Raw genomic sequence first — 22,208 nt, 5'->3', positions numbered from 1 at the left:
GGCCGCCCTGATACCTCGAAGTCTATCGCGGGTCGTTCGCGCCGCCCACACGATTACCGCCGGTCAGGGCCAGCCGTGGGCACCGACGGGCCGCCGGTGTCGCGGATCCACGCCCATGCCTCCTCGACCACCGCCGCCGCCCGCTCGGGCGGGACCCCGAGCAGCACCAGCGAGGTGACGCCGAACGACTCCCCGGAATCGCGGATGCCGCCCTTGTTGGCCTGGTCGAGCAGGGTCATCGTGACGGCCTCGGTCATCGCGACCAGGAGCCCGGCCGGCAGATACGACGAGAAGAGCCCGTCGCGCTGGCCCTGCTCGACGAGGGCGATGGTCGGCGCCCGCGCCGGTTCCATCAGGTCGAGCATCCGCTGCTCGCCGAGCTCCTTGCGCGCGAAGGTCAGCAGCATCCGGAACCGGTCGCCGACCGGCCAGGTCAGCAGGGCGAGCACGGCGAGCGCGAGGTCGGGACGTTCCGGCCGCGGGATGTCCGCACCGAACGACGCAACCAGCGCGGCCGACGCCTCGTCCGCGATGCCCTCGACGAGCGCCTCCCGGCTGGGGAAATGCGCGTACACCGTGCGGCGGACCACCCCTGCCGCGCGGGCGACGTCGTCCATGCTCGCGTCCGGATCGGCAGCGAAAGCACCGATCGCGGCGTCGATGATGCGCGTCCGATTGGCCCGCGCCTCGCTGCGCCGACGCCTCACCGGCTCCGCCACCGTCGCATCCACCCTCTCGCCGCCCGATGTGATCTGCGTCAAGCATAGTTGCACAGCACTGTGCAAGCTATTAACTTGCACATCAATGTGCAGATAGGCCCGGCACCCCACCGGACCGCCGCCGAACGGAGCGCCGACGATGACCACACTCGCGACCAAACCGGTCTCCCGGATGGAGCAGCCCTACCGCTGGCGCTGGGCCGCCCTCGGCGTGCTGTGCCTGAGCCTGCTGATCGTGGTGATGGCGAACACCGCGCTCATCGTGGCGGCGCCGGACATGACCAGGGACCTCGCCCTGACCAGCGCGCAGCTGCAGTGGGTGATCGACGGCTACACCGTGCCCTACGCGGCGCTGATGCTGCTGGCAGGCGTGATCGGCGACAAGTACAGCCGCCGCGGCGCGCTGCTCACCGGCCTGCTGGTGTTCGGCGGCGGCGCGGTGTTCGGCAGCCTCGCGGACACGACGAACGCGGTGATCGCCGCCCGGATGATCATGGGCATCGGCGCGGCGATCATCATGCCCGCGACGCTGTCGCTACTCGTCGCGACCTTCCCCAAGACGGAGCGCTCCCGCGCGATCGCCGCGTGGGCGGCCACCTCCGGGCTGGCCATCGCGTTCGGACCGCTGCTGGCGGGCTGGATCCTCGAGAGCCACTCCTGGAACGCGACCTTCCTGATCAACGTCCCCATCGCCGCGGTCGCGGCCGTCGCCGCCGTGATCCTCGTGCCGCCGTCGCGCGCGGAGGGCATGGACCGCATCGACTGGATCGGTGGGCTGCTGTCGGTGGTCGCGATCGGGGCGCTCGTCTACGCGATCATCAACGGCTTCCACTTCGGTTGGGGCGCAGGCCCGCTCGCCGGCGCCGCGACGGCACTGGTCGGGCTCGCGGCGTTCGTCGCCTGGGAGCTCCGGCACCCGCAGCCGCTGCTGAACGTGCGCAAGCTCGGCGAGCGCGCCGTCGGCGGCTCCACCCTCGCGGTGCTGCTGCTGTTCCTGTCGGCGTTCGGCGCCATCTACTTCGTCGCCCAGGAGTTCCAGTTCGTGCTCGGGTACGGCCCGCTCGAGACCGGCGTCCGGTTGCTGCCCCTCGCGGCCGCCGTGTCGGCGGGCGCGGTCGTCAGCGGCCGGATCACCCCGCGCATCGGGGTCCGCGGCGCGATCGTGGCCGGCATGGTCCTCGCGGCGGCGGGCGTGCTGCTGCTGACGCGGGTCGACGGCGGCTCGGGCTACCTCGACTTCCTCCTCCCACTCGTCCTGCTCGGCGTCGGCATCGGCCTGAGCGAGCCGCCCGCCACCGACGCGATCATGGGCAGCTTCCCGGACAGCGATCTCGGCGCCGCGGGCGGTCTCAACGACACCGCCATCGAGCTGGGCGGATCGCTCGGCATCGCCATCCTCGGCTCCGTCCTGGCCGCGACCTACAAGGACTCGATCGCCGGCTTCATCGACGGTGCACCGCTCCCCCAACTCGGCGGGGATCTCGCCGCCAAGGCCGACTACGCGATGGAGGTCTCGCGGGAGTCCGTCGGCGGCGCGGCGCTCGTCGCGCAGGAGCTGGCGACCAATCCGCTGTCGGCCTCGTACGCGCAACCGCTCCTCGAGGCCGCCTCCACCTCGTTCGCGGACGCAATCGTGAGCGCGAGCCTGGCCGGTGGACTCGCGCTCGCCATCGGCGCGGTGCTGGTGGCGGCGATCCTGCCGGGCAGGTCGACCGACTGACCGTAGCCGGCGGCGCGGGGCGGCCTCGGACCGATGAGTTCCGCCCCGCCGAGGGGTCTACCTCCCCAAGGGACACAACGGGAGGCGGATCATGCGGGTGATGCAGACAGTGGCAAACGGTTTCGGCCAGCTCGAATCCCCACGGTGGCACGAGGGCCGGTTGTGGTTCGCGGATTGGACCGCCGGGGTGATCCACACGATCGACAAGGACGGCCGGATCGAGGCCGTGGTCGAGCACCGGTCGTTGCCGCTGTGCTTCGACTTCCTCCCCGACGGGGCACCGGTGCTCGCCTCGGGCCCCGAGCGGGCGCTACTGCTCCTGTCCCCCGACCGGACCCTCACGCCCTACGCGGACCTGTCGGCGCTGTCGCCCTACGGCAGCAACGACATTGTCGTCGACGGCAGGGGAAACACCTACGTCAACAACATCAACTTCGACTTCGCCGACGGGCCGCCCGCGACCGGGACCGCACCCGGATTCGTGGCACTGGTCACCGCGGATGGACGAGCACGCGTCGTCGCCGAGGACCTGGCCTTCCCGAACGGCATGGCGGTCACCGCCGACAATGCCACGCTCATCGTCGCCGAGTCCTACCGTCACCGGCTCACCGCCTTCGACATCGCGTCCGGCGGGTCACTGACGAACCGGCGCGTCTGGGCCGACGTCGGCGACCACTCACCCGACGGCATCTGCCTCGACGCCGAGGGCGCCGCCTGGTACGCCGACGTCGGCGACCGGTGCTGCGTGCGCGTCACCGAGGGCGGTCAGGTCACCGATCGGGTGCAACTCGACCGCGGCGCCTTCGCCTGCGCGCTCGGCGGGGCCGACGGCGACACCCTCTTCGTCGTCGCCGCGCGGTGGCCGGGAGCCGAGCGCCTGATGGACCACGCGGCGTGGGACGGCACCGTGATCAGCACGTCCGCGCCCGCGGCGGGGGCCGGGTGGCCCGGTCCTGGGGCCTGAGTCACACCGGCGGCGTCGACCACGGATCGTCGTCGAGCAGCGCCCGCACGGTCAGATCCCAGCTGCGGGAACCGCGGGAAAGGAAGTCGTTGTGCCCCTCGCCCGGCACCTCCCAGAACGCCACCGTGTCCCCTGCCGCCGCCGCGGCGTCCCGGTACGCGCGGCTGGCGGCTGCCGGAACCTGGATGTCCTCCGCGCCGTGGATGCAGACCACCGGGACACCGATCGGGACCCGATACACCGGTGAGGCGTCGCGGTAGAGCTGCGGCGCGTCCTCGAATCGCGCGCCGAAGAACGCCGTCAGGGCGGCCCCGGCCGTGCGGCCGGCCGCACGCGCCGCCAGGTCCATCGCGCCAGCCTGCGCGACGACCCGCTCGGGGCGAACCGGGGAATCCCGTTGTCCGGCAACCCACAACGCCAGCTGCGCGCCCGCGGAGTGACCGACGATCCGGACGTTGGCCAGGTCCAGCGGTATCGGTGACAGGGCGGGGAGCACGCCGCCGACCGCGGCCAGCGCGGCCTCCATGTCGGCACTGGTCTGCTCCCAGCCGCCGCCCGCGCCGACCCGGCGGTACTCGACGTTCCACGACGCCACGCCGAGCCGGGCCAGTTCGATGGCGAGCGAGGTCGCCAGGTTGAGGTGGAAGTCGGCGCTCCAATAGCCGCCGTGGACGAGCATCACCACCGGCACCGGCTCGGCGACCGGGGCGGCGGGCAGGTACAGATGCCCGAACTGCTGCGGCTCGGGTCCGTAGTCGACGCGTTGGCGGGGCACGCCGGCTACTGCAGGGGCCGCGCGGACCAGCGGCCGGTCAGCACGCCGATCGCGCCGAGCGCCACCGCGCCGGCCGTGGACGTCCGCAGCACCGTGGGACCGAGCCGCACCGCGACCGCCCCCGCCGCGGTCAGCGCGTCGACCTCCGCATCGTCCAGGCCGCCCTCGGGCCCGACCACCAGCAGCACCTCGGCTGCCTGGGACAGCGGCAGCTCCGCCAGCGCCGTCGTGGCCGACTCGTGCAGCACTGCGACCACACCACCGTCGGCCACCGACCGCGCCACCCGCTCGACAACCGCGGGCGTGCGGTGCAGGTCGAGGACCTCCGGAATATGTGCTCGCCGTGACTGTTTCGCGGCGGCCGCCGCGACCGCTCGCCACTTCGCCACGCCCTTGTCGGCCTTCGGGCCCTCCCAGCGGGCCACGCACCGGGCGGACTGCCAGGGCACGATCGCGTCGATCCCGGCCTCGGTGGCCAGCTCGACCGCCAGCTCCGAGCGCTCCGCCTTCGGCAGCGCCTGCACCAGCGTCACCGCCGGAGCGGCGGCCGGGACGGTGTCACGGGCGGTGACCTCCAGGTCGAGACGGTCCTTGCCGACCTCGACGACCACCGCGTCCGCGACGGCACCCCGGCCGTCGGAGAGCACCAGCCGCTCACCGACCCGGATCCGGCGCACCGTTGCGGCGTGCCTGCCCTCCTTGCCGTCGAGCACGGCGACCGCGCCGACCTCGGGCAGCGGGTCCAGATAGAACACCGTCGCGGCCATGTTCGTTCGCCGACCCGTCAGCGACCGCTGAACGCGTCGCGCAGGCGGGAGAACAATCCGCCGTTGTGCTGCGAGGCGGTGGTGACGACCTCGGCCTGATCCTTGTCGCGGAGGTCCTTGAACGCGCTCAGCGCCGCGGCCTGCTTGCTGTCGAGGCGCGAGGGGACCACCACCTCCAGGTGCGCGTGCAGATCGCCGCGCACCCCGGAACGCAGCTTCGGCATGCCATGCCCGCGGACCGACTCGACCTTGCCCGGCTGGGTGCCCGGGGGGACGGTGATCTCCGTCGGGCCGTCGATGATCGTGTTGACGGTGACGGTGGTGCCGAGCGCCGCGTCGACCATCGGGACGCGAACCGTGCAGTGCAGGTCGTCGCCGTCGCGGACGAACACGTCGTGCTGCTGCTCGATGATCTCGACGTAGAGATCGCCTGCGTGGCCTCCGCCTGGGCCGACCTCGCCCTGGGCGGCCAGCCGGATCCGCATGCCGCCGCTCACGCCGACCGGGACCTTCACCGCGATGTCGCGGCGGGCGCGCACCCGGCCGTCGCCGCCGCACTTGTGGCAGGGATCCGGGATCGTCTCGCCCGCGCCGCGACAGGTCGGGCACGGCCGGGAGGTCATCACCTGGCCGAGGAACGAGCGCTGGACGGACTGCACCTCGCCCGCGCCGCGGCAGGTCTCACAGGTCACGGGCTTGGAGTCGCCGTTGGTGCCGGAGCCGGTGCACGCGTCGCACAGGATCGCGGTGTCCACCGTGATGTGCTTGGTGACGCCGGTGGCGCACTCCTCGAGGGTCAGCTTGGTCCGCAGCAGCGAGTCGGCGCCGGGCTGGACGCGGCCGCGCGGTCCGCGGCTGGTCTGGCCGCCACCGCCGAAGAAGGCCTCGAACACGTCGCCGAGTCCGCCGCCGAAGCCGGCACCACCGAATCCGGCGCCGCCCCCGCCGCCCTGGGACAGCGGGTCGCCACCGAGGTCGACGATGCGTCGCTTCTCGGGGTCGGAGAGCACCTCGTACGCGGTCGAGATGTCCTTGAACCGGGCCTGCGCCGCCTCGTCGGGGTTGACGTCGGGATGCAGCTCCCTGGCGAGCTTGCGGTACGCCCGCTTGATCTCCTGATCGGTCGCCTTGGTGCTGACACCCAGAAGTCCGTAGTAATCCCGTGCCACGTTAAGTCTCTCGTCCTCGTTGTCGATCAGTTCCAGCTGTCAGTGAAAGTCCTGCTTCGCGGGCCGGCCGCGCACGCGCGTCAGCGCTCGGCGAGCACCTCGCCGATATACCTCGCAACGGCGGCGACCGATGCGATTGTTCCCGGGTAGTCCATCCGGGTGGGGCCGAGCACCCCCATACCGCCGAAGACGTTGCCGCCCGCGCCGTAGCCGGTGGTGATCACCGAGGTCCCGCGGATCTGCTCCATCTGGGTCTCTTCGCCGATCCGGACGGTCACCTTGCCCGCGTCGCCGGTGGCGGCGAGCAGCTTGAGCACGATGACCTGCTCCTCGAGCGCCTCGAGGACCGACCGCAGGGAACCGGGGAATCCGGTGAAGTCGGCCGCGTTGCGGGTCAGGTTCGCGGTGCCGCCCAGCACCAGCCGCTCCTCGGGATGCTCGACGAGGGTCTCGATCAGCACCGTCGCCGAGCGGACCACAGCGTCGCGCAGGTGGTCGGGGGCGTCGGCGGCGAGCTCCGAGACGGCGATCGACGCGGCGGCCAGGCGCTTGCCCTCCAGCGCGCCACCCAGCAGGTCCCGCAGCCGGGACAGGCTCTCGTCGTCGATCACGTCGCCCAGTTCGACGATGCGCTGGTCAACGCGGCCGGAGTCGGTGATGAGCACCAGCAGCAGCCGGGCCGGGGTCAGCGCGACCACCTCGAGGTGGCGGACCGAGGAGGACGAGAGCGTCGGGTACTGCACGACCGCGACCTGCCGGGTCAGCTGGGCCAGCAGCCGCACCCCGCGGCGGAGCACGTCGTCGAGGTCGACGCCGGATTCGAGGAACTCCAGGATGGCGCGGCGTTCGGCGGGCGAGAGCGGCTTGACGTCGGCGATCCGGTCCACGAACTGCCGGTAGCCCTTGTCCGTCGGCACCCGGCCTGAGCTGGTGTGCGGCTGGGCGATGTAGCCCTCGGCCTCGAGCACGGCCATGTCGTTGCGCACGGTGGCGCTGGAGACGCCCAGGTTGTGGCGTTCGACGAGGGCCTTCGAGCCGATCGGTTCCTGGGTGGCGACGTAGTCGGCGACGATCGCGCGCAGCACCTCGAAGCGTCGTTCATCGGTACTCGACACTGCGGCCACCTCCGTCACCCAACTCCCCCGTCCGGAAGTCCGGCGAGACCATCGTCACGGTCGGCGTGGTTCACACCCCCGCGACCGGCTACCAGTCTAATCGCCCTGCCGGGCACTTCCCGCGAGGCCTTACTGTGTGGGGTGCGCGAACGGCGCCAGGTGCCGACCGCGCACCCCCGACTACCGGGACGGGAACACCGATGATTTTCAAGGGCGTGAGGGACGGCAAGCCGTACCCGGACCATGGGCTGTCGATCCGCGACTGGTCGAAGATCCCGCCGCGCCAGGTGCGCCTCGACGAGATCGTGACCACCACCAAGGTCCTGGAACTGGATCGCCTGCTGTCCGAGGACTCCACCTTTTACGGCGATCTGTTCCCGCACGCGGTGCTCTGGGACGGCGTGATCTACCTCGAGGACGGCCTGCACCGCGCGGTCCGCTCCGCCCTGCGCAACAGGGTCGTCCTGCACGCCCGGGTCTTCGACTACGACGCGATCCGCTGACGCGACCGCCGGCTCAGCAGTACCGGTCGAGATCGACGATCGGGATGCACAGCGGCGCGGGCGCGGCCCGCGAGATGAGATCTCTCAACCCCTGGTGTCGAGAATTTCCCCACCAGGAGCGAGATCGGGCCGGATGTCCCCCGATCGCAGCCGAGCGAGTACACCCGCATGATCGCTCAGCCTGCCGCCGTCGTCGCGGCCCGACCAGGCCTGCACCGCACTGCAGGTGAGATCCGACGCTATGTGGTCGATCAGCGGACCGTGCTCGATCTCACCCGCCGTGTGGATCGCCCAGGGACCCAGAACGTCCGCCAACCGCTGCGCCACCCGAATCGGCTGTCGACCGCGAGGGACACGCTGATTGAAATCGCCTGCGATGACGGTTGGGACGCGTGGGTCGAATCCCGAGGCCATCTTCTCGATCTGGTCGCAGCACTCGAGATGCTCGGACCAGTTGCTCGCGTCACGGCGCCCAGTGCTGACGTGGGCACTGGCCCATGGGATGCAGACCGCGACGATACGGATCGGCCCGATGGCTGATTCGGCCTCAGCCATCACCACCCGGCCCTTGCCTGCGCCGTCGCCGATCGGCGTCACCCCCGTCAGCGGCCACCGCGACCAGAGCATCGTCTTGCGCCGGTATGGCGGCGACTCGTAACCCCAGTCCGCGCCTGCGTCGATCACGTGTCCGCCCGGCGGCAGCAGATCGCGGCTGCCCTCGGTCACCACCAGAAGGTCAGCGGCCACTTCGCGCAGGCGAGCAGCAACCAGCATTCCGCGCGGGCTCGACCCTCTCGCCCACTGCGCATTCCACGTCGCAACGGTGATCTCGCGGGTGTCCATTGCCGAACCGTAATCGAACCGGCCGATGGCCTGGCCCCTATCGACCCACGACTGGCATGATTCCCGCCGACAGCGCCGCCTGACGCGAGGAGCCACCATCAACATCGCCAGCGCACTCCTGCTGCCGGAACGTGTGCTCACGCGCGGTTTCGGTCAACTACGCGAACTGGAGCGTCAGTTCATGTCGACCCTCGCCGCAGCCCGGGGCGTCTTCGACCGCGATGCCGAGGTGCTGGCCCGCGACGCGGGCCGCCTGGCCCGGTTCACCGACCGGATCCCCGGCGGCGGCAAGCGCCAGGCGTGACACCCGGACATTGGTCGCGTCAGATCATCAGGGCGGCGAAACCGACACAGACGATGGTGAACAGCGCCACGAGCGCGCACAGGACAACGGATCCGGTCACGATCAATGCGGGCGCGCAGGCCGAGACGCCGGAGCCGAGCGCGATGACCGGCGACGATCGGAGCCGAGAGGTCGACGATTCGGCGGGGACGGGAGCCCGGCCGGCTTCTGGGTGGTTCATGTGATGTCCTGTCCCGGCCTACAGGCCGACGGTCGTTTCGAGGGCGCAGAGTTCGTCGTCGAGGTGACCGAGCAGCGGCTGAAGTAGCGGCACCGCTCGCCGGCAGCTGGTCAGCCCGAACGCGATCTCGTCGTCGGTACTGGTGCACGTGATGTTGAGGGCCTGCCCGTCGACCGGGATCGACAGCGGATACAGCGCGGTCAGGCGGGCGCCGTTCCAGTACAGAGGCGTAATCGGCCCGGGGACGTTGGAGATCATCACGTTCGGCGGGCGGATCGGCCCACCGATTCCGAACATGCCCAGTGCGAGCGGCGCGGCCCCGAGCGCACTCATCGCCAGACCCTGCGCCGAGCTCATCGCCCGCAGTGCCTGCTTGCCCTCGCGCATGGAAGACGTCACGGTCGCGAGCCGCTTCGCCGGGTCGGCGAGGTGCGTGGCCAGATTGCACATCAGCACTCCGATCTCGTTGCCTGCCTTGCTCTCCCGCTGCTCGCCACGCAGCGAGACAGGCACCATCGCGATCAGCGGGTCGGCGGGCAGCGCCTCGAAGTCGCCCAGGTAGCCGCGCAGCGCCCCGGAGCACATCGCGAGCACCACGTCGTTGATGGTCGCCTCGGCATGCTTGGCGACCAGCCGTAGCCGCTCGATCGGCCAGGAGCGCACCGCAAACCGTCGGGCTCCTCCGATCGGCACGTTGAGCATCGACCCGGGCGCCGAGAACGAAAGCGATCCTCCACGCCCGCGCAAGGCCCGGTCGACGGTGCCCACGAGCGCGGGCACGAGTCCTCCCAGCTCACCGATCGCGCCGCGGGCGACGCGCAGCGCGGTGGCAGGCACGCCGAGGGGCCCGGGGCCGCCGGCCTGCGGGTCTGGGACGAGTCGCAACGCGCTGCGCTCGCGCACCAGCGGCTGCCAGGGCGCGGGCATCTCCCGCCGTGCCGGGTCCGCGCTGAGCCCACGGCGCAGCAGCTTCATTGCCGACACACCGTCCGCGAGGGCGTGGTGGATCTTGGTGTAGACCGCGAAGCGGCCGTCAGCGAGGCCCTCGATGAGGTGCATCTCCCATAGCGGTCTACTACGGTCCAGCAACACGGCGTGCAGGCGGGAGACCAGCTCCAGCAGTTCGGTGATCCCGCCGGGGTGCGGCAGGGCATCGTGACGCACGTGGTGCCCGAGGTCGACCTCGACATCCGTTTCCCAGCCCCACTGCCCCAGCGAGGTCACCGACCGGCGGGCGCGTTTGCGCAACAGCGGCGCGACATCGCCTCGACCCAATGACGAATCGAGCAGTGCCCGCACATCGCACGCATCGGCGCCATCCGGCGGAGCGAACAGCGCGAGCCCCCCGACATGCATCGGATGGTCACGGGACTCGCCGAGCAGGAACATCGAATCGGTCGGCGCCATCGGCAGCAGCAAGGTTCGGCCTTTCCATGTGCCCGCACTCGAACGATCACGCGGTTCGTGGAGCCGAGGGGGCGTGTCCTGGATTTTGTCCAGCGGCAACGATGCGGCCAACGCTAGATGCAGCAGCGGCTGAGGACTGTCCCCTGAGCGCGGGAGATGTCCCGATTGCGCAGGGACTTCGAGCGCGCAGGGTTTCGCGCCGGGCTACATGGTGGTGAGGGTCTTCGACGGCGGTTGCCCGTACCGCTTTCGGTATTCGTGAGCGAAACGGCCGAGGTGCTGGAATCCCCAGCGATAGGCCACATCGGTGACCGCGACGTCGAACGGGTCCGCCTGGACCAGATCCTCATGGGCCCGCTCGAGCCGCACATCGCGAAGATAGGCCAGTGGCGAGACCCCGACATACCGCTGGAATCCGTCCTGCAAGGTGCGCACGCTGACGCCCACCAGCATCGCCAACCCACTGACGGTCCACGGCTCCTCGGGATGCTCATGGATCGCATCGATGGCCCGACCGATGGTGCGCGGGCGGGCAGCGTATACGGGCGAGTCGAGGAGCTCACGGCTGTCGTGATCCGCGGCGAGCAGCAGGCCGGTGGTCACGGCATCCACCAGCCGGCTCGAAACAAGCTCGTTGTAGAGCAGGCTGCTGTCGTCGTCGAGTTCCGCGGCGAGGGTTCGGACCAGCGCCAGCCAGCTTGCGCCCGCCTTGCTGGACAGATCGAGCACGGGGTCGAAGGTCACCGGTTTACCGACCGGCCGGCCGAGGAGGGCACGAAGTTCGGACTCGAGGTAGGCACGATCGAACTTGATCCCGTACACCACGCAGTCCGCGCTCCATCGCGTGATCCTGGTGGAGCGATGCGGGAGGTAGATGGACGCACGCCCGCGGGTGACCACATCGGACTCTCCGCCGGATTCCGACTCGAAGCCGCCCGACATCGGAATGCTCACGTGGTAGGCACTTTCCAGCTCGCCGAGGTCGATGCTCACGTCCGCTCCGTACGACAACCGCCCCACGGCCACAGGACCGAGCTGCACGGTGCGTAGCGACATGTCGAGATCGGAATCCGTGGTGAGCTGGGCCAGCCGGTGGGGGTAGTACTTCCGACCGACGGCTACGCGCGCTTCGTCGAGGGTTCGGGCGTGAAATGCCAACACCCGGCGCGCCGGTTCGGGCGCACCCGCTGCAGGCGATTTGTCGTGCATCTTTCGCCTCCACACCCAGGCTACCCGCGGCGACCCTGCCATCAGCCCACTTGTGCCGCTGACCCAAAACGCCCGTGGTCGTTGGCCGAATCGGCCAAGCGCAGCGGCTCCGATCGAATCGATACTCGACGCCACCGACCACCGAGGAGTGCGCGATGAGTATCGACCAGCTGGTGCCGACGACCGCCCGAGCGTCCGTGTCCGTCCGCAATCCTGCGACCGGCGAGGTGGTCGGCTCGGTTCCCGACACCGAGCCCGCATCGGTCGCCGAGGTGGTCGACGAACTCCGCGCCCAGCAGCCGACCTGGGAGGCACTCGGACCCAAGGGCCGCGCCAAGTGGCTCTTCGCCCTACGGGACTGGATGCTGGACAACGAGATCCACCTGGAGGAGGTGCTCCAGTCGGAGACCGGAAAACCGCGGACCGAGGCCGGGCTCGAAGTGCCGGTGGTCGCCGAGATCATCAACTTCTACGCCGCCCGCGCGCCGCGCGACCTCGCCGACGCGAAGCTCCCGACCTCCGGCGCGTTCAGCCTCACCAAGACGCAGCGCAAGACGTACCGCCCGCATCCGGTTGTCGGGGTGATCACGCCGTGGAACTTCCCACTGCTGATGCCCGCCATGGACGTGATCCCGGCGCTGCTCGCCGGCGCCGCGGTCATCCTCAAGCCGTCCGAGGTGACCCCGCTGTCCGCGCTCGAACTGGCGCGCGGATGGCGCGAGATCGGCGCACCGCCGGTGCTGGACTGCGTCACCGGCCGCGGGGGAACCGGCGCGGCCGTCGTCGACGCAGTCGACATGGTGCAGTTCACCGGCTCCACGGCCACCGGGCGCAAGATCGCCGCCCGGGCAGGCGAGCGCCTGATCCCCTGCAGCGTCGAACTCGGCGGGAAGGACGCCGCGATCGTGCTGGCCGACGCCGACCTCGAGCGCGCAGCCAACGGGATCGTCTGGGGCGGGCTGATGAACTCCGGCCAGGCCTGCATCTCGGTCGAACGGGTCTACGTCGAGGAGCCGGTTCACGACGAGTTCGTCGCGCTGCTCGCCGCGAAGGTCCGGTCGCTGCGTCAGGGCGCGGATGACGACTCCTACTCCGCGGACGTCGGCGCGCTGGCCAACGCGAACCAGGTCGACATCGTGCGCCGTCACGTCGACGACGCGGTCGCCCGCGGCGCGACGGCGCTGACCGGTGGCGCCCCGACCGGGGTGGGGACCTTCTTCGAACCGACCGTGCTGGTCGACGTGGACCACACCATGGCCTGCATGAACGAGGAGACCTTCGGCCCCACCATCCCCGTGATGAAGGTCGCCGACGCAGACGAGGCCGTCCGGCTCGCCAACGATTCGGTCTACGGCCTGTCCGCGACGGTCTGGACCGGCAGCCGCTCGCGCGGGGACGCCATCGCACGGCGCCTCGAGGCCGGGGCGGTGAACATCAACGATATGTTCAGCAACCTCTTCTGCTTCGGGCTGCCACACGGTGGGTGGAAGAGCTCCGGGATCGGCGCGCGCTTCGGCGGTGCGTCGGGCGTGCACAAGTACTGCCGGGTGCAGGCCGTCACCGCGCCCCGGTTCCCCACCCCGACGAACGAACCGCTGTGGTACCCGTACACGCCGTCACGGGGGCGGGTCGCGGCCCGGCTGCTACGGGCGATCGTCGCCCGCGACGTTCGCAGGCGCCTCTCCGGAACCCGTCGGTGACGCTCAGAGGTCAGACCACCTCCGCAGTCCGCGCCGGTTCTGTTTAACGGTTGACCTGCGACAACGCCGCTTTCCGAATTCGACTGCCGGCCCGGCTGACTCGCCCTACTCTGGCCGATCGGGGGCCGGGTGTGGGCCGCCGAGCCAGCACACTTCGAGCGAAGGAATCTAATGTCACGATCTCTGGCGCGCCGCGGCGCGTCCGTCCTTGTCGCCGCGGCCCTGCTCGGCGGCGGCATGACCCTCGGTGGGGGTACGGCATCGGCCGCGGAAATCTTCGGCAGCGTGAGCGCCCCCGACCGCGTCATCCTCGATCTGCCGGCAGCCCTGGTGTTAACGCTCGGGCAGGCGGCAGGCTCCGTCGGTCCACTTGACGGGATGTGTTTCTATCCAGGTGCGGGGCCGAGATGTCCCAGCAACACGGAGCTTTTGCTCGACTTGTTGCTGGGAAACGAGTCTTCGTAAGCTCCCCGTCAGTTCGTGGCCGCGGCCAGTCGGCCGCAACCCCCGCCCGCCCGGGATTCCCGGGCGAGCGGAATTGCGTACCGAGGGTTCAGCTCAGGATGTCGCGGATCACGCCGTCGGCCAGCAACCTGCCGCGGTCGGTGAGCACCAGGCGGTCATCGACGCGCGAGAGCAACCCGTCCGCGACGACCTGCTCGGCGGCCGCGAGCTCGCTCGGGCGCAGGTCCGACGCCGGTAGACCGGACCGCAGCCGCATCGTCAGCATCACCCGCTCCATGTGCCGGTCCTCGGCGGTGAGCTGTTCGCTGTCCGCGACGGGTAGCTCGCCCGCCGTCAGCCGGTCGGCATAGCGCGCCGGGTGCTTGACGTTCCACCAGCGCACCCCGCCGACGTGGCCGTGCGCGCCGGGACCCGCGCCCCACCAGTCGCCGCCGTCCCAGTACCCCAGGTTGTGCCTGCACTCGGCGCCCTCCTTCGCCCAGTTCGACACCTCGTACCAGGTCAGCCCGGCATCCGCGAGGCGGGCATCGATCCGCTCGTACCGCGCGGCGAGGACGTCGTCGTCGGGCGCGGGCAGATCCCCGCGCCGCACCTTCCTGGCCAGCGCGGTGCCGTCCTCCACGATCAGCGCGTACGCCGAGACGTGGTCGACACCCGCGGAGAGCACGGCATCCAGGGACGCGTCCAGGTCCTCGTCGCGCTCGCCGGGCGTGCCGTAGATCAGGTCCAGGTTCACGTGCTCGAACCCCGCCGCGCGCGCCTCCACGGCCGCCGCCACCGGCCGTCCGGGGGTGTGGGTGCGGTCGAGGATCCGCAGCACGTGCTGCGCCGCGGACTGCATGCCGAGCGAGATACGGGTGAACCCGGCCTCCCGGAGCCGGCCGAAGAACTCCGGCGAGGTCGACTCCGGGTTCGATTCGGTGGTCACCTCCGCGCCCGCGGCCAGGCCGAAGCTCGAGCGGACCGCGCCCAGCACGTCGGCCAGACCGTCGCCGCCGAGCAGCGAGGGCGTGCCGCCGCCGACGAACACCGTCTCCGCCGCAGGCACCGCACCCGCGGCGCCGAGCATCTCGGCGGCCGCGTCCAGCTCGCGCCGCAGGCCCTCGAGCCAGGACTCCGGCGACGCGGACGTGCCCAGCTCCCCCGCCGTGTAGGTGTTGAAGTCGCAGTACCCGCAGCGCGTCGCGCAGAACGGGACGTGGATGTAGATGCCGAACGGACGCGACCCCACTCCGGCCAGGGCATGGTCCGGCAGCGCAAACGCAGCAGCCACCGGCTCGGTCATCGATCCACTCACCAGACCAGTGTCCCATTACACGACGACGTGACGAGCACCACACAGCGCCCTGCCTGCGCATTTCCCCCGAGTCAGGGGGAAATGGTCTCCGGATGTCGGAATCGGCGAGGTGATCTGGCACAATTGGCCGGGTGACCGGACTTGGGATTGCGCTCGTGGCTCGACGCCACGTCGATCTCAAGCGTGTCTGTAGCTGTCTGCCCTTGCCTGCGTAGACGCCATTCCGCCAGCCCCCTCTCAGTCCCGGCCGGTCTCGGATGTGCCTGCGGGGACAGCCCTCCCCGTCGGCGATGCCATTACAGACCGGCGCACCGAAGAAGATTCTGGAGCGCCTCCGATGTCGCAAAGTGTCGACACTCCTCCTCCCGCCCGCGCGCCGCGGCCGGCCAAGCGCCGGGCCGAGGGCCAGTGGGCCCTCGGCTACCGCGAGCCGCTGAACGCCAACGAGCAGGCCAAGAAGGACGACAACCCCCTCAACGTCCGTGCCCGCATCGAGAACATCTACTCGAAGCAGGGCTTCGACAGCATCGACAAGTCCGACCTGCGCGGCCGGATGCGCTGGTGGGGCCTCTACACCCAGCGTGAGCAGGGTTATGACGGCACCTTCACCGGCGACGAGAACATCGACCTGCTCGAGGCCAAGTACTTCATGATGCGGGTCCGCTGCGACGCGGGCGCCCTCAATGTCGAGCAGCTGCGCACCATCGCAGGCATCTCCACCGAGTTCGGCCGCGACACCGCCGACCTCTCCGACCGCGAGAACGTCCAGTACCACTGGATCGAGGTCGAGAACGTCCCCGAGATCTGGAAGCGGCTCGAGTCGGTCGGCCTCAAGACCACCGAGGCCTGCGGCGACTGCCCGCGCGTCGTGCTCGGGTCCCCGCTCGCGGGCGAGTCCCTCGACGAGGTGCTCGACCCGACCCCGGCGATCGACGAGATCGTCCGCCGCTACATCGGCAAGCCCGAGTACTCGAACCTGCCGCGCAAGTTCAAGACCGCGATCTCCGGCCAGCAGGACGTCGTACACGAGATCAACGACGTCGCGTTCATCGGCGTGAACCATCCCGAGCACGGACCCGGCCTTGACCTGTGGGTGGGCGGCGGACTGTCGACGAACCCGATGCTGGCGCAGCGCGTCGGCGTCTGGGTGCCGCTCGACGAGGTGCCGGATGTGTGGGAGGCCGTGGTCTCGATCTTCCGCGACTACGGCTACCGCCGGCTGCGCTCCAAGGCGCGGCTGAAGTTCCTCATCAAGGACTGGGGCATCGAGAAGTTCCGCGAGGTGCTCGAGACCGAGTACCTCAAGCGGAAGCTGATCGACGGCCCCGCGCCCGAGCAGCCCAAGCGACCCATCGACCACGTCGGCGTGCAGAAGACCCGCAACGGCCTCAACGCCGTCGGCTTCGCGCCGATCGCGGGCCGGGTCTCCGGCACCATCCTCGCGAAGGTCGCCGACGCCGCCGAGAAGGCGGGCAGCGACAAGATCCGCTTCACCCCGTACCAGAAGCTGATCATCCTCGACGTCGCCGACGACAAGCTCGATCAGCTGATCGCGGACCTCGACGAGCTGGGCCTGCCCGCCCGCCCGTCGCACTGGCGGCAGAACCTGATGGCCTGCTCCGGCATCGAGTTCTGCAAGCTGTCCTTCGCCGAGACCCGCAAGCGCTCGCAGGTGCTGGTGCCCGAGCTCGAGCAGCGACTCGCGGACATCAACGCGCAGCTCGACGTGCCGATCACCATCAACATCAACGGCTGCCCCAACTCCTGCGCACGCTCGCAGGTCGCGGACATCGGATTCAAGGGCATGCTCATCGACGACGGTGAGGGGAATCAGGTGGAGGGCTTCCAGGTTCACCTGGGAGGCAGCCTCGGATTCGACGTGGCGTTCGGCCGCAAGCTGCGCCAGCACAAGGTCGCCAGCACCGAGATGGGCGACTACATCGACCGGGTGGTCCGGCAGTTCGTCAAGCACCGCAATGCGGGCGAACGCTTCGCCGAGTGGGCCGTCCGCGCAGACGAGGGGGATCTCCGATGACCGAAGCGAAATTGGATCTGGCCACCGCCACCGCGGACGACCTCCGCGCGCTTGCCGCTCAGGGTGCGGCGAGCCTGGACGGCGCGTCCGCGCAGGAACTCCTGCAGTGGACCGAGGACACGTTCGGGACCGACTACATCGTCGCGTCGAACATGCAGGACGGTGTCCTCGTGCACCTGGCCGCCCAGGTGCACCCCGGCGTCGACGTGCTGTTCCTCGAGACCGGCTACCACTTCGCCGAGACGATCGGCACCCGCGACGCGGTCGAGGCGGTGTACGGGGTGAACGTCATCAACGTCCAGGCCGAGGCCAGCGTCGCCGAGCAGGACGCGGCCGAGGGCAAGGACCTGTTCGCCCGCGACCCCGGCCGGTGCTGCGCACTGCGCAAGGTCGCGCCGCTGAAGAAGGCGCTCACCGAGTACAAGGCCTGGGTGACCGGCATCCGCCGGGTCGAGTCCCCCACCCGCGCCAACGCCCCGCTGATCTCGTTCGACGAGGCGTTCGGGCTCGTGAAGATCAACCCGATCGCCGCGTGGTCCGACGACGACATGCAGGCCTACATCGACAAGCACTCGATTCTGGTGAATCCGCTTGTCGACGAAGGCTATCCATCCATCGGGTGCGCGCCGTGCACCGCCAAGCCAGCCCCCGGCTCCGATCCGCGCAGCGGACGGTGGGCCGGTAACGCCAAGACAGAATGCGGGTTGCACGCCTCATGACTGCTGAACTGACCGACATCCGACCGCAACTCGACGGCACCGACTTCGACACGCTCGCCGCCCTCGAGTCCGAGGCCATCCACATCTTCCGTGAGGTGGCAGGCGAATTCGAGCGCCCGGTGATCCTGTTCTCCGGCGGCAAGGACTCCACGGTGCTGCTGCACCTGGCGATCAAGGCCTTCTGGCCCGCGCCGCTGCCCTTCGCGCTGCTGCACGTGGACACCGGGCACAACCTGCCCGAGGTGCTGGCCTTCCGCGACCACGTGGTCGAGAAGTACAACCTGCGCCTGCACGTGGCCAAGGTCGAGGACTACCTCGCGGACGGGCGGCTCACCGAGCGGGCCGACGGCATCCGCAACCCGCTGCAGACGGTGCCGCTGCTGGACGCCATCGCCGAGAACCGCTTCGACGCGGTGTTCGGCGGCGCCCGCCGCGACGAGGAGCGGGCCCGCGCCAAGGAGCGGATCTTCTCGCTGCGCAACGCATTCGGCCAGTGGGACCCGAAGAAGCAGCGTCCCGAGCTGTGGAACCTGTACAACGGCAAGCACTCCCCCGGCGAGCAGGTCCGTGTGTTCCCGCTGAGCAACTTCACCGAGCTCGACATCTGGCGCTACATCGCCCGCGACAACGTCGAGCTGGCCAGCATCTACTACGCCCACGAACGCGAGGTGTACCAGCGCGACGGCATGTGGATGACCTCCGGTGTCTGGGGCGGACCGCGGGACGGCGAAGAGGTGCAGACCCTGTCGGTGCGCTACCGCACCGTCGGCGACGGCTCCACCACCGGCGCGGTGCTGTCCGAGGCCGCCGACAACGAGGCCATCCTGGCCGAGGTCGCGGCGTCCCGTTTGACCGAGCGCGGCGCCACCCGTGGCGACGACCGAGTTTCCGAAGCGGCCATGGAAGACCGCAAGCGAGAGGGCTACTTCTGATGAGCGACCTCCTTCGACTCGCCACCGCGGGCAGCGTCGACGACGGCAAGTCCACCCTGGTGGGCCGGCTGCTGTACGACACGAAATCCGTTCTCGCCGACCAGATCGACGCCGTCACCCGCGCATCGGTCGACCGTGGACTCGACACCCCCGACCTCTCGCTGCTGGTCGACGGCCTGCGCGCGGAGCGTGAGCAGGGCATCACCATCGACGTGGCGTACCGCTACTTCGCGACGCCCAACCGCACCTTCGTGCTGGCCGACACCCCCGGCCATGTGCAGTACACCCGCAACACCGTCTCCGGCGCGTCCACCGCGCAGCTGGTGATCCTGCTGGTCGACGCGCGCAAGGGCGTCATCTCGCAGACCCGCAAGCACGCAGCCGTGCTCGCGCTGCTCGGCGTGCCGAAGCTGGTGCTCGCGGTCAACAAGATCGACCTGGTCGAGAACCCCGCCCAGGTGTTCGCGGACATCTCCGAGGAGTTCAACGCGCTGACCACCTCGCTGGGGTGGGCATCCGAGGACGTCGTGGAGATCCCGGTCTCCGCGCTGCACGGCGACAACGTGGCCGTCCGCTCCGAGAACACCCCGTACTACGACGGCCCCACCCTGATCGAGCACCTCGAGTCGATCCCGGTGGACGCCGAGCCGCACCGGGTCGGCCTGCGCTTCCCGGTCCAGTACGTGATCCGGCCGCGCACCGCCGAGTTCCTCGACTACCGCGGCTACGCCGGTCAGGTGGCCGCGGGTTCGGTCCGCCCCGGCGACGAGGTGGTGATCCTGCCGTCCGGCACCCGCACCACCGTCGAGCGCGTCGACACCGCCGACGGTGAGCTCGACGTCGCGAACGCGGGGCGCAGCGTCACGCTGATCCTGGCCGACGACGTCGACGTCTCGCGCGGCGACACCATCGCCTCCGTCGAGGACGCGCCCGAACCGATCGGCGAGTTCGAGGCGACGGTCTGCTGGCTCGCCGAGAAGCCGCTGCGGCCCGGCGCCCGGCTGCTGCTCAAGCACGGCACCCGCACCACGCAGGCGATCGTCGGCGGCATCGTGGAACGGTTCGACGAGCAGGACCTCACCACGGCGCAGAGCCCGGAAACCCTCGAGCTCAACGAGATCGGCAAGATCTCGGTGCGCGTCGCGGAGCCGATCGTGGCTGACGACTACACCGTCAACCGGCACACCGGCAGCTTCCTGCTGATCGACCCGGCGGGTGGCAACACCCTCGCGGCCGGCCTGGTCGGCGACGCGATCGCCGCCGTCGAGCTGGTCCGCGTCTAGCGTCGTGTTCGACATCCAGGTCGGGGCGCACGCCTTCCCGATGCCCGTCCCGGCGCCGCTGATCGCGGTCGCCCACGGCAGCCGCGACCCCCGCTCCGCGCGGGCGGTCGCGGCCGCAGTGGACGGCATCCGCGCGGCGCGCCCCGACCTGGACGTCCGCCTCTGCTTCCTGGACCTGTCCGCCCCCTCGGTGGACCAGGCCATCGATGCGGTTGCCGCCGAAGGCCATTCGTCGGCAATCGTGGTGCCACTGCTGCTCGGCAGCGCCTTCCACGCGCGGGTGGACCTGCCCGCCCTGCTCGCGGCCGGCCGCCGCAGGCATCCCGGGCTCGACCTGGTCCAGGCCGACGTGCTCGGCGACGACGCCCGGCTGGTGTCGGCGGTGCGCGACCGCATCGCCCAGACCGGCACCTCTCTCGGCGATCCCGAGGTCGGGGTGGTGCTGGCCGCGGTCGGCTCGTCCTCGGAGGCCGCCAACGAACTCACCATGCGGATCGGCCCGCGGCTGCTGGCCGGCACCGCATGGGCGGGCGTCGAGGTCTGCTTCGCGACCACCGGACCCGGTCTGCCACAGGCCGTCTCGGCACTCCGGGCCCGCGGCGCGCGATCGATCGTCGTCGCCCCGTGGTTTCTCGCGCCCGGCCTGCTCACCGACCGGATCGGCCGGTCCGCCGAGGACTGCGCCCCGCAATCGCGGCACGCCGACGTGATCGGCGCCCACCCCCTGCTCGCGGAGGTCGCGCTGGACCGGTACGCCGCGGGCGTCGGGCGGCTCGCCGCCACCCCGGTCGAGCTCTCCGCCTAGCCCGACCGCTCGACCTCGTCGAGCCTGCGCCGCAGGTGCTCCCGTTCGGAGTCGGTGCCGACCGTCTCCAGCGCCGCCCGGTAGGCCGCCGCTGCCTCGGGGTACCGGCCGAGCCGCTGCAGCAGGTCCGCGCGGGCCACCGCGAACGGGTGATAGCCGCGCAGCCGCGGCTCCCCAGCCAACCCGTCGAGCAGCGTCAGGCCCGCCTCAGGTCCGTCCCGCATCGCCACCGCCACCGCCCGGTTCAGCGCCACCACCGGCGACGGGGCCAGCGCGAGCAGCACGTCGTAGAGCGCCACCACCTGCGGCCAGTCCGTGCTCGCGACGTCCGCGGCCTCGTCGTGCAGCGCCGCGATGGCGGCCTGCACCCCGTACACACCGGGCGGGCCACCGGTCAGCGCGACCACCACCAGGGCGGCGCCCTCCTCGATGGCCGCGCGGTCCCAGTCACCGCGATCCTGGTCGTCGAGCAGCACGAGCTCTCCGCCTGGCCCGGTCCGCGCGTCGCGGCGGGCATGGACCAACAGCATCAGCGCGAGCAGCCCGGCGACCTCCCGTTCGGCGGGCAGCAGCCGCCGCAGGATCCGGGCGAGCCGGATCGCCTCCTCCGCGAGGTCGAGGCGCTGCAGGTCGGGACCCGAACTGGCCGCATATCCCTCGGTGAAGATCGAGTAGATCACCCCGAGCACCCCGGGCAGGCGGTCCGGCAACTCGTCGGCCCCCGGCACCCGGAACGGGATCCGGGCCTGCCGGATCTTCTTCTTGGCCCGCACTATTCGCTGCGCCATGGTCGCGGTCGGGACGAGGAACGCCCGGGCCACCTCTGGCGTGGTCAGGCCCGCAAGGCAGCGCAGGGTCAGCGCGGCACGGTCCTCGTCCGCGAGCGCCGGGTGGGTGCAGGTGAAGAACATCTGCAGCCGTTCGTCGGGCAGGTCGGCGAGCGCGTCCGCGGGCGGGGCCGGATCCACCCGGTCGGCCTCGACCTGCAGGACGGCGAGCCGGGCCGCGTAGGCCTGGTCCCGCCGCAGCCGGTCGACCGCCCGCCGCCGCGCCGTCGTCATCAACCAGGCACCGGGCCGGGCCGGAACGCCGTCCACCGGCCAGTGCACCAGTGCGGCCTCGATGGCCTCCGAGGTGACCTCCTCGGCGAGGTCGAGGTCGCCGAACCGGCGGACGAGCGAGGCGAGCAGCCGGCCGCGTTCCTCCCGGAACACTGAATCCACGGACGATCCGGCCGCGGCCCGCTCGTCCATCGCG

The 22,208-nt window shown here is 70.7% G+C and carries 22 protein-coding genes; 11 read left to right on the top strand and 11 right to left on the bottom strand.

All coding sequences use genetic code 11. The annotated features are described in order from the left end of the window. Positions 1–53: 53 nt before the first annotated feature. On the bottom strand, positions 54–719 hold the full coding sequence (locus BR31_RS0104765; RefSeq protein ID WP_081830331.1) for a TetR/AcrR family transcriptional regulator: 666 nt from the start codon (positions 717–719) through the stop codon (positions 54–56). 139 nt (positions 720–858) lie between these two features. Here BR31_RS0104765 and BR31_RS0104760 point away from each other — a divergent pair, with 139 nt between their 5' ends. Both BR31_RS0104760 and BR31_RS0104755 read left to right on the top strand, forming a co-directional pair. After that, positions 859–2,439 carry an MFS transporter gene (locus tag BR31_RS0104760; RefSeq protein WP_027499965.1) on the top strand — a complete coding sequence of 527 codons (1,581 nt, stop codon included), beginning with the start codon at positions 859–861 and terminating at the stop codon, positions 2,437–2,439. Between the two features lie 100 nt (positions 2,440–2,539). Beyond that, positions 2,540–3,403 (top strand): SMP-30/gluconolactonase/LRE family protein, encoded by an 864-nt coding sequence (locus BR31_RS0104755; protein ID WP_027499964.1) that lies wholly within the window; start codon positions 2,540–2,542, stop codon positions 3,401–3,403. A gap of 1 nt (position 3,404) precedes the next feature. Here BR31_RS0104755 and BR31_RS0104750 read toward each other — a convergent pair whose 3' ends face one another. The 4 genes from BR31_RS0104750 to hrcA all read right to left on the bottom strand — a co-directional run bounded on the left by BR31_RS0104750 (position 3,405) and on the right by hrcA (position 7,229). After that, positions 3,405–4,178, bottom strand: a complete 774-nt coding sequence (locus BR31_RS0104750) for an alpha/beta hydrolase family protein (RefSeq protein ID WP_027499963.1) — start codon at positions 4,176–4,178, stop codon at positions 3,405–3,407. A 5-nt stretch (positions 4,179–4,183) separates the two neighbouring features. Further along, entirely contained in the window at positions 4,184–4,945 is a 762-nt protein-coding gene (locus tag BR31_RS0104745; RefSeq protein WP_027499962.1) for a 16S rRNA (uracil(1498)-N(3))-methyltransferase, read from the bottom strand. Between the two features lie 17 nt (positions 4,946–4,962). Continuing rightward, a complete protein-coding gene (dnaJ, locus tag BR31_RS0104740; protein WP_027499961.1) occupies positions 4,963–6,114 on the bottom strand; it encodes a molecular chaperone DnaJ in 1,152 nt (383 codons plus the stop codon). Between the two features lie 80 nt (positions 6,115–6,194). Beyond that, positions 6,195–7,229: a heat-inducible transcriptional repressor HrcA gene (gene hrcA / locus BR31_RS0104735; protein ID WP_027499960.1), complete on the bottom strand. Its 1,035-nt coding sequence runs from the start codon at positions 7,227–7,229 to the stop codon at positions 6,195–6,197. Between the two features lie 200 nt (positions 7,230–7,429). On the opposite strand from hrcA, the gene BR31_RS0104730 reads away from it, so the two are divergent. Further along, positions 7,430–7,732, top strand: a complete 303-nt coding sequence (locus BR31_RS0104730; protein WP_027499959.1) for a type II toxin-antitoxin system VapB family antitoxin — start codon at positions 7,430–7,432, stop codon at positions 7,730–7,732. Between the two features lie 84 nt (positions 7,733–7,816). Here BR31_RS0104730 and BR31_RS27400 read toward each other — a convergent pair whose 3' ends face one another. After that, positions 7,817–8,575, bottom strand: a complete 759-nt coding sequence (locus tag BR31_RS27400) for an endonuclease/exonuclease/phosphatase family protein (protein ID WP_051636958.1) — start codon at positions 8,573–8,575, stop codon at positions 7,817–7,819. A 25-nt stretch (positions 8,576–8,600) separates the two neighbouring features. Here BR31_RS27400 and BR31_RS27395 point away from each other — a divergent pair, with 25 nt between their 5' ends. Continuing rightward, on the top strand, positions 8,601–8,879 hold the full coding sequence (locus BR31_RS27395) for a hypothetical protein (RefSeq protein WP_037175548.1): 279 nt from the start codon (positions 8,601–8,603) through the stop codon (positions 8,877–8,879). 19 nt (positions 8,880–8,898) lie between these two features. Here BR31_RS27395 and BR31_RS0104715 read toward each other — a convergent pair whose 3' ends face one another. From BR31_RS0104715 to BR31_RS0104705, 3 genes are all read right to left on the bottom strand, one after another. Further along, complete coding sequence (locus BR31_RS0104715) at positions 8,899–9,099, bottom strand: hypothetical protein (RefSeq protein ID WP_027499958.1); 201 nt, start codon at positions 9,097–9,099, stop codon at positions 8,899–8,901. Between the two features lie 18 nt (positions 9,100–9,117). Next, on the bottom strand, positions 9,118–10,518 hold the full coding sequence (locus BR31_RS0104710; protein ID WP_027499957.1) for a WS/DGAT/MGAT family O-acyltransferase: 1,401 nt from the start codon (positions 10,516–10,518) through the stop codon (positions 9,118–9,120). A gap of 192 nt (positions 10,519–10,710) precedes the next feature. Further along, complete coding sequence (locus tag BR31_RS0104705; protein WP_197023551.1) at positions 10,711–11,715, bottom strand: AraC family transcriptional regulator; 1,005 nt, start codon at positions 11,713–11,715, stop codon at positions 10,711–10,713. Positions 11,716–11,870: 155 nt separating this feature from the next. Between BR31_RS0104705 and BR31_RS0104700 the strand changes: the two genes are divergently transcribed. Then, positions 11,871–13,415, top strand: a complete 1,545-nt coding sequence (locus tag BR31_RS0104700; RefSeq protein ID WP_051636957.1) for an aldehyde dehydrogenase family protein — start codon at positions 11,871–11,873, stop codon at positions 13,413–13,415. A gap of 553 nt (positions 13,416–13,968) precedes the next feature. On the opposite strand, the gene hemW is transcribed toward BR31_RS0104700, so the two are convergent. Next, complete coding sequence (hemW, locus tag BR31_RS0104690) at positions 13,969–15,165, bottom strand: radical SAM family heme chaperone HemW (RefSeq protein ID WP_027499953.1); 1,197 nt, start codon at positions 15,163–15,165, stop codon at positions 13,969–13,971. 143 nt (positions 15,166–15,308) lie between these two features. Here hemW and BR31_RS32565 point away from each other — a divergent pair, with 143 nt between their 5' ends. The 6 genes from BR31_RS32565 (at position 15,309) to BR31_RS0104665 (ending at position 20,951) form a co-directional block, all read left to right on the top strand. Next, complete coding sequence (locus tag BR31_RS32565) at positions 15,309–15,392, top strand: Ms4527A family Cys-rich leader peptide (RefSeq protein WP_354581628.1); 84 nt, start codon at positions 15,309–15,311, stop codon at positions 15,390–15,392. Between the two features lie 122 nt (positions 15,393–15,514). Next, a complete protein-coding gene (locus tag BR31_RS0104685) occupies positions 15,515–17,212 on the top strand; it encodes a nitrite/sulfite reductase (RefSeq protein WP_027499952.1) in 1,698 nt (565 codons plus the stop codon). After that, complete coding sequence (locus BR31_RS0104680; protein ID WP_037175547.1) at positions 17,209–17,931, top strand: phosphoadenylyl-sulfate reductase; 723 nt, start codon at positions 17,209–17,211, stop codon at positions 17,929–17,931. The genes BR31_RS0104685 and BR31_RS0104680 overlap by 4 nt, the downstream gene beginning before the upstream one ends. Beyond that, complete coding sequence (gene cysD, locus BR31_RS0104675; RefSeq protein WP_027499950.1) at positions 17,928–18,863, top strand: sulfate adenylyltransferase subunit CysD; 936 nt, start codon at positions 17,928–17,930, stop codon at positions 18,861–18,863. The genes BR31_RS0104680 and cysD overlap by 4 nt, the downstream gene beginning before the upstream one ends. Further along, on the top strand, positions 18,863–20,146 hold the full coding sequence (locus tag BR31_RS0104670; protein ID WP_027499949.1) for a sulfate adenylyltransferase subunit 1: 1,284 nt from the start codon (positions 18,863–18,865) through the stop codon (positions 20,144–20,146). Before cysD ends, BR31_RS0104670 begins: the two co-directional genes overlap by 1 nt. 40 nt (positions 20,147–20,186) lie before the next feature. Further along, positions 20,187–20,951 carry a sirohydrochlorin chelatase gene (locus tag BR31_RS0104665; protein ID WP_027499948.1) on the top strand — a complete coding sequence of 255 codons (765 nt, stop codon included), beginning with the start codon at positions 20,187–20,189 and terminating at the stop codon, positions 20,949–20,951. Here BR31_RS0104665 and BR31_RS0104660 read toward each other — a convergent pair. Continuing rightward, positions 20,948–22,204, bottom strand: a complete 1,257-nt coding sequence (locus tag BR31_RS0104660; RefSeq protein WP_027499947.1) for an RNA polymerase sigma factor — start codon at positions 22,202–22,204, stop codon at positions 20,948–20,950. The genes BR31_RS0104665 and BR31_RS0104660 overlap by 4 nt on opposite strands. Between the last annotated feature and the right edge of the window lie 4 nt (positions 22,205–22,208).

Source organism: Rhodococcus sp. UNC363MFTsu5.1, from assembly GCF_000686785.1.
GTDB lineage: Bacteria > Actinomycetota > Actinomycetes > Mycobacteriales > Mycobacteriaceae > Rhodococcus_G > Rhodococcus_G maanshanensis.
The sequence above is the reverse complement of the archived record's forward strand: the minus strand, read 5'-3'. Positions and strand labels throughout refer to the sequence as shown.

What these genes read in the sequence shown, in the direction of transcription:
- cysD (WP_027499950.1), top strand. Translation starts at nt 17,928, where the DNA reads ATGACTGCTGAACTGACCGACATCCGACCGCAACTCGACGGCACCGAC.
- BR31_RS0104745 (WP_027499962.1), bottom strand. Translation starts at nt 4,945, where the DNA reads ATGGCCGCGACGGTGTTCTATCTGGACCCGCTGCCCGAGGTCGGCGCG.
- BR31_RS0104665 (WP_027499948.1), top strand. Translation starts at nt 20,187, where the DNA reads ATGCCCGTCCCGGCGCCGCTGATCGCGGTCGCCCACGGCAGCCGCGAC.
- BR31_RS0104700 (WP_051636957.1), top strand. Translation starts at nt 11,871, where the DNA reads ATGAGTATCGACCAGCTGGTGCCGACGACCGCCCGAGCGTCCGTGTCC.
- BR31_RS0104760 (WP_027499965.1), top strand. Translation starts at nt 859, where the DNA reads ATGACCACACTCGCGACCAAACCGGTCTCCCGGATGGAGCAGCCCTAC.
- BR31_RS0104705 (WP_197023551.1), bottom strand. Translation starts at nt 11,715, where the DNA reads ATGCACGACAAATCGCCTGCAGCGGGTGCGCCCGAACCGGCGCGCCGG.
- BR31_RS27395 (WP_037175548.1), top strand. Translation starts at nt 8,601, where the DNA reads ATGGCCTGGCCCCTATCGACCCACGACTGGCATGATTCCCGCCGACAG.
- hemW (WP_027499953.1), bottom strand. Translation starts at nt 15,165, where the DNA reads ATGACCGAGCCGGTGGCTGCTGCGTTTGCGCTGCCGGACCATGCCCTG.
- BR31_RS27400 (WP_051636958.1), bottom strand. Translation starts at nt 8,575, where the DNA reads ATGGACACCCGCGAGATCACCGTTGCGACGTGGAATGCGCAGTGGGCG.
- BR31_RS0104730 (WP_027499959.1), top strand. Translation starts at nt 7,430, where the DNA reads ATGATTTTCAAGGGCGTGAGGGACGGCAAGCCGTACCCGGACCATGGG.
- BR31_RS0104715 (WP_027499958.1), bottom strand. Translation starts at nt 9,099, where the DNA reads ATGAACCACCCAGAAGCCGGCCGGGCTCCCGTCCCCGCCGAATCGTCG.
- BR31_RS0104670 (WP_027499949.1), top strand. Translation starts at nt 18,863, where the DNA reads ATGAGCGACCTCCTTCGACTCGCCACCGCGGGCAGCGTCGACGACGGC.
- BR31_RS0104680 (WP_037175547.1), top strand. Translation starts at nt 17,209, where the DNA reads ATGACCGAAGCGAAATTGGATCTGGCCACCGCCACCGCGGACGACCTC.
- BR31_RS0104660 (WP_027499947.1), bottom strand. Translation starts at nt 22,204, where the DNA reads ATGGACGAGCGGGCCGCGGCCGGATCGTCCGTGGATTCAGTGTTCCGG.
- BR31_RS0104755 (WP_027499964.1), top strand. Translation starts at nt 2,540, where the DNA reads ATGCAGACAGTGGCAAACGGTTTCGGCCAGCTCGAATCCCCACGGTGG.
- BR31_RS0104685 (WP_027499952.1), top strand. Translation starts at nt 15,515, where the DNA reads ATGTCGCAAAGTGTCGACACTCCTCCTCCCGCCCGCGCGCCGCGGCCG.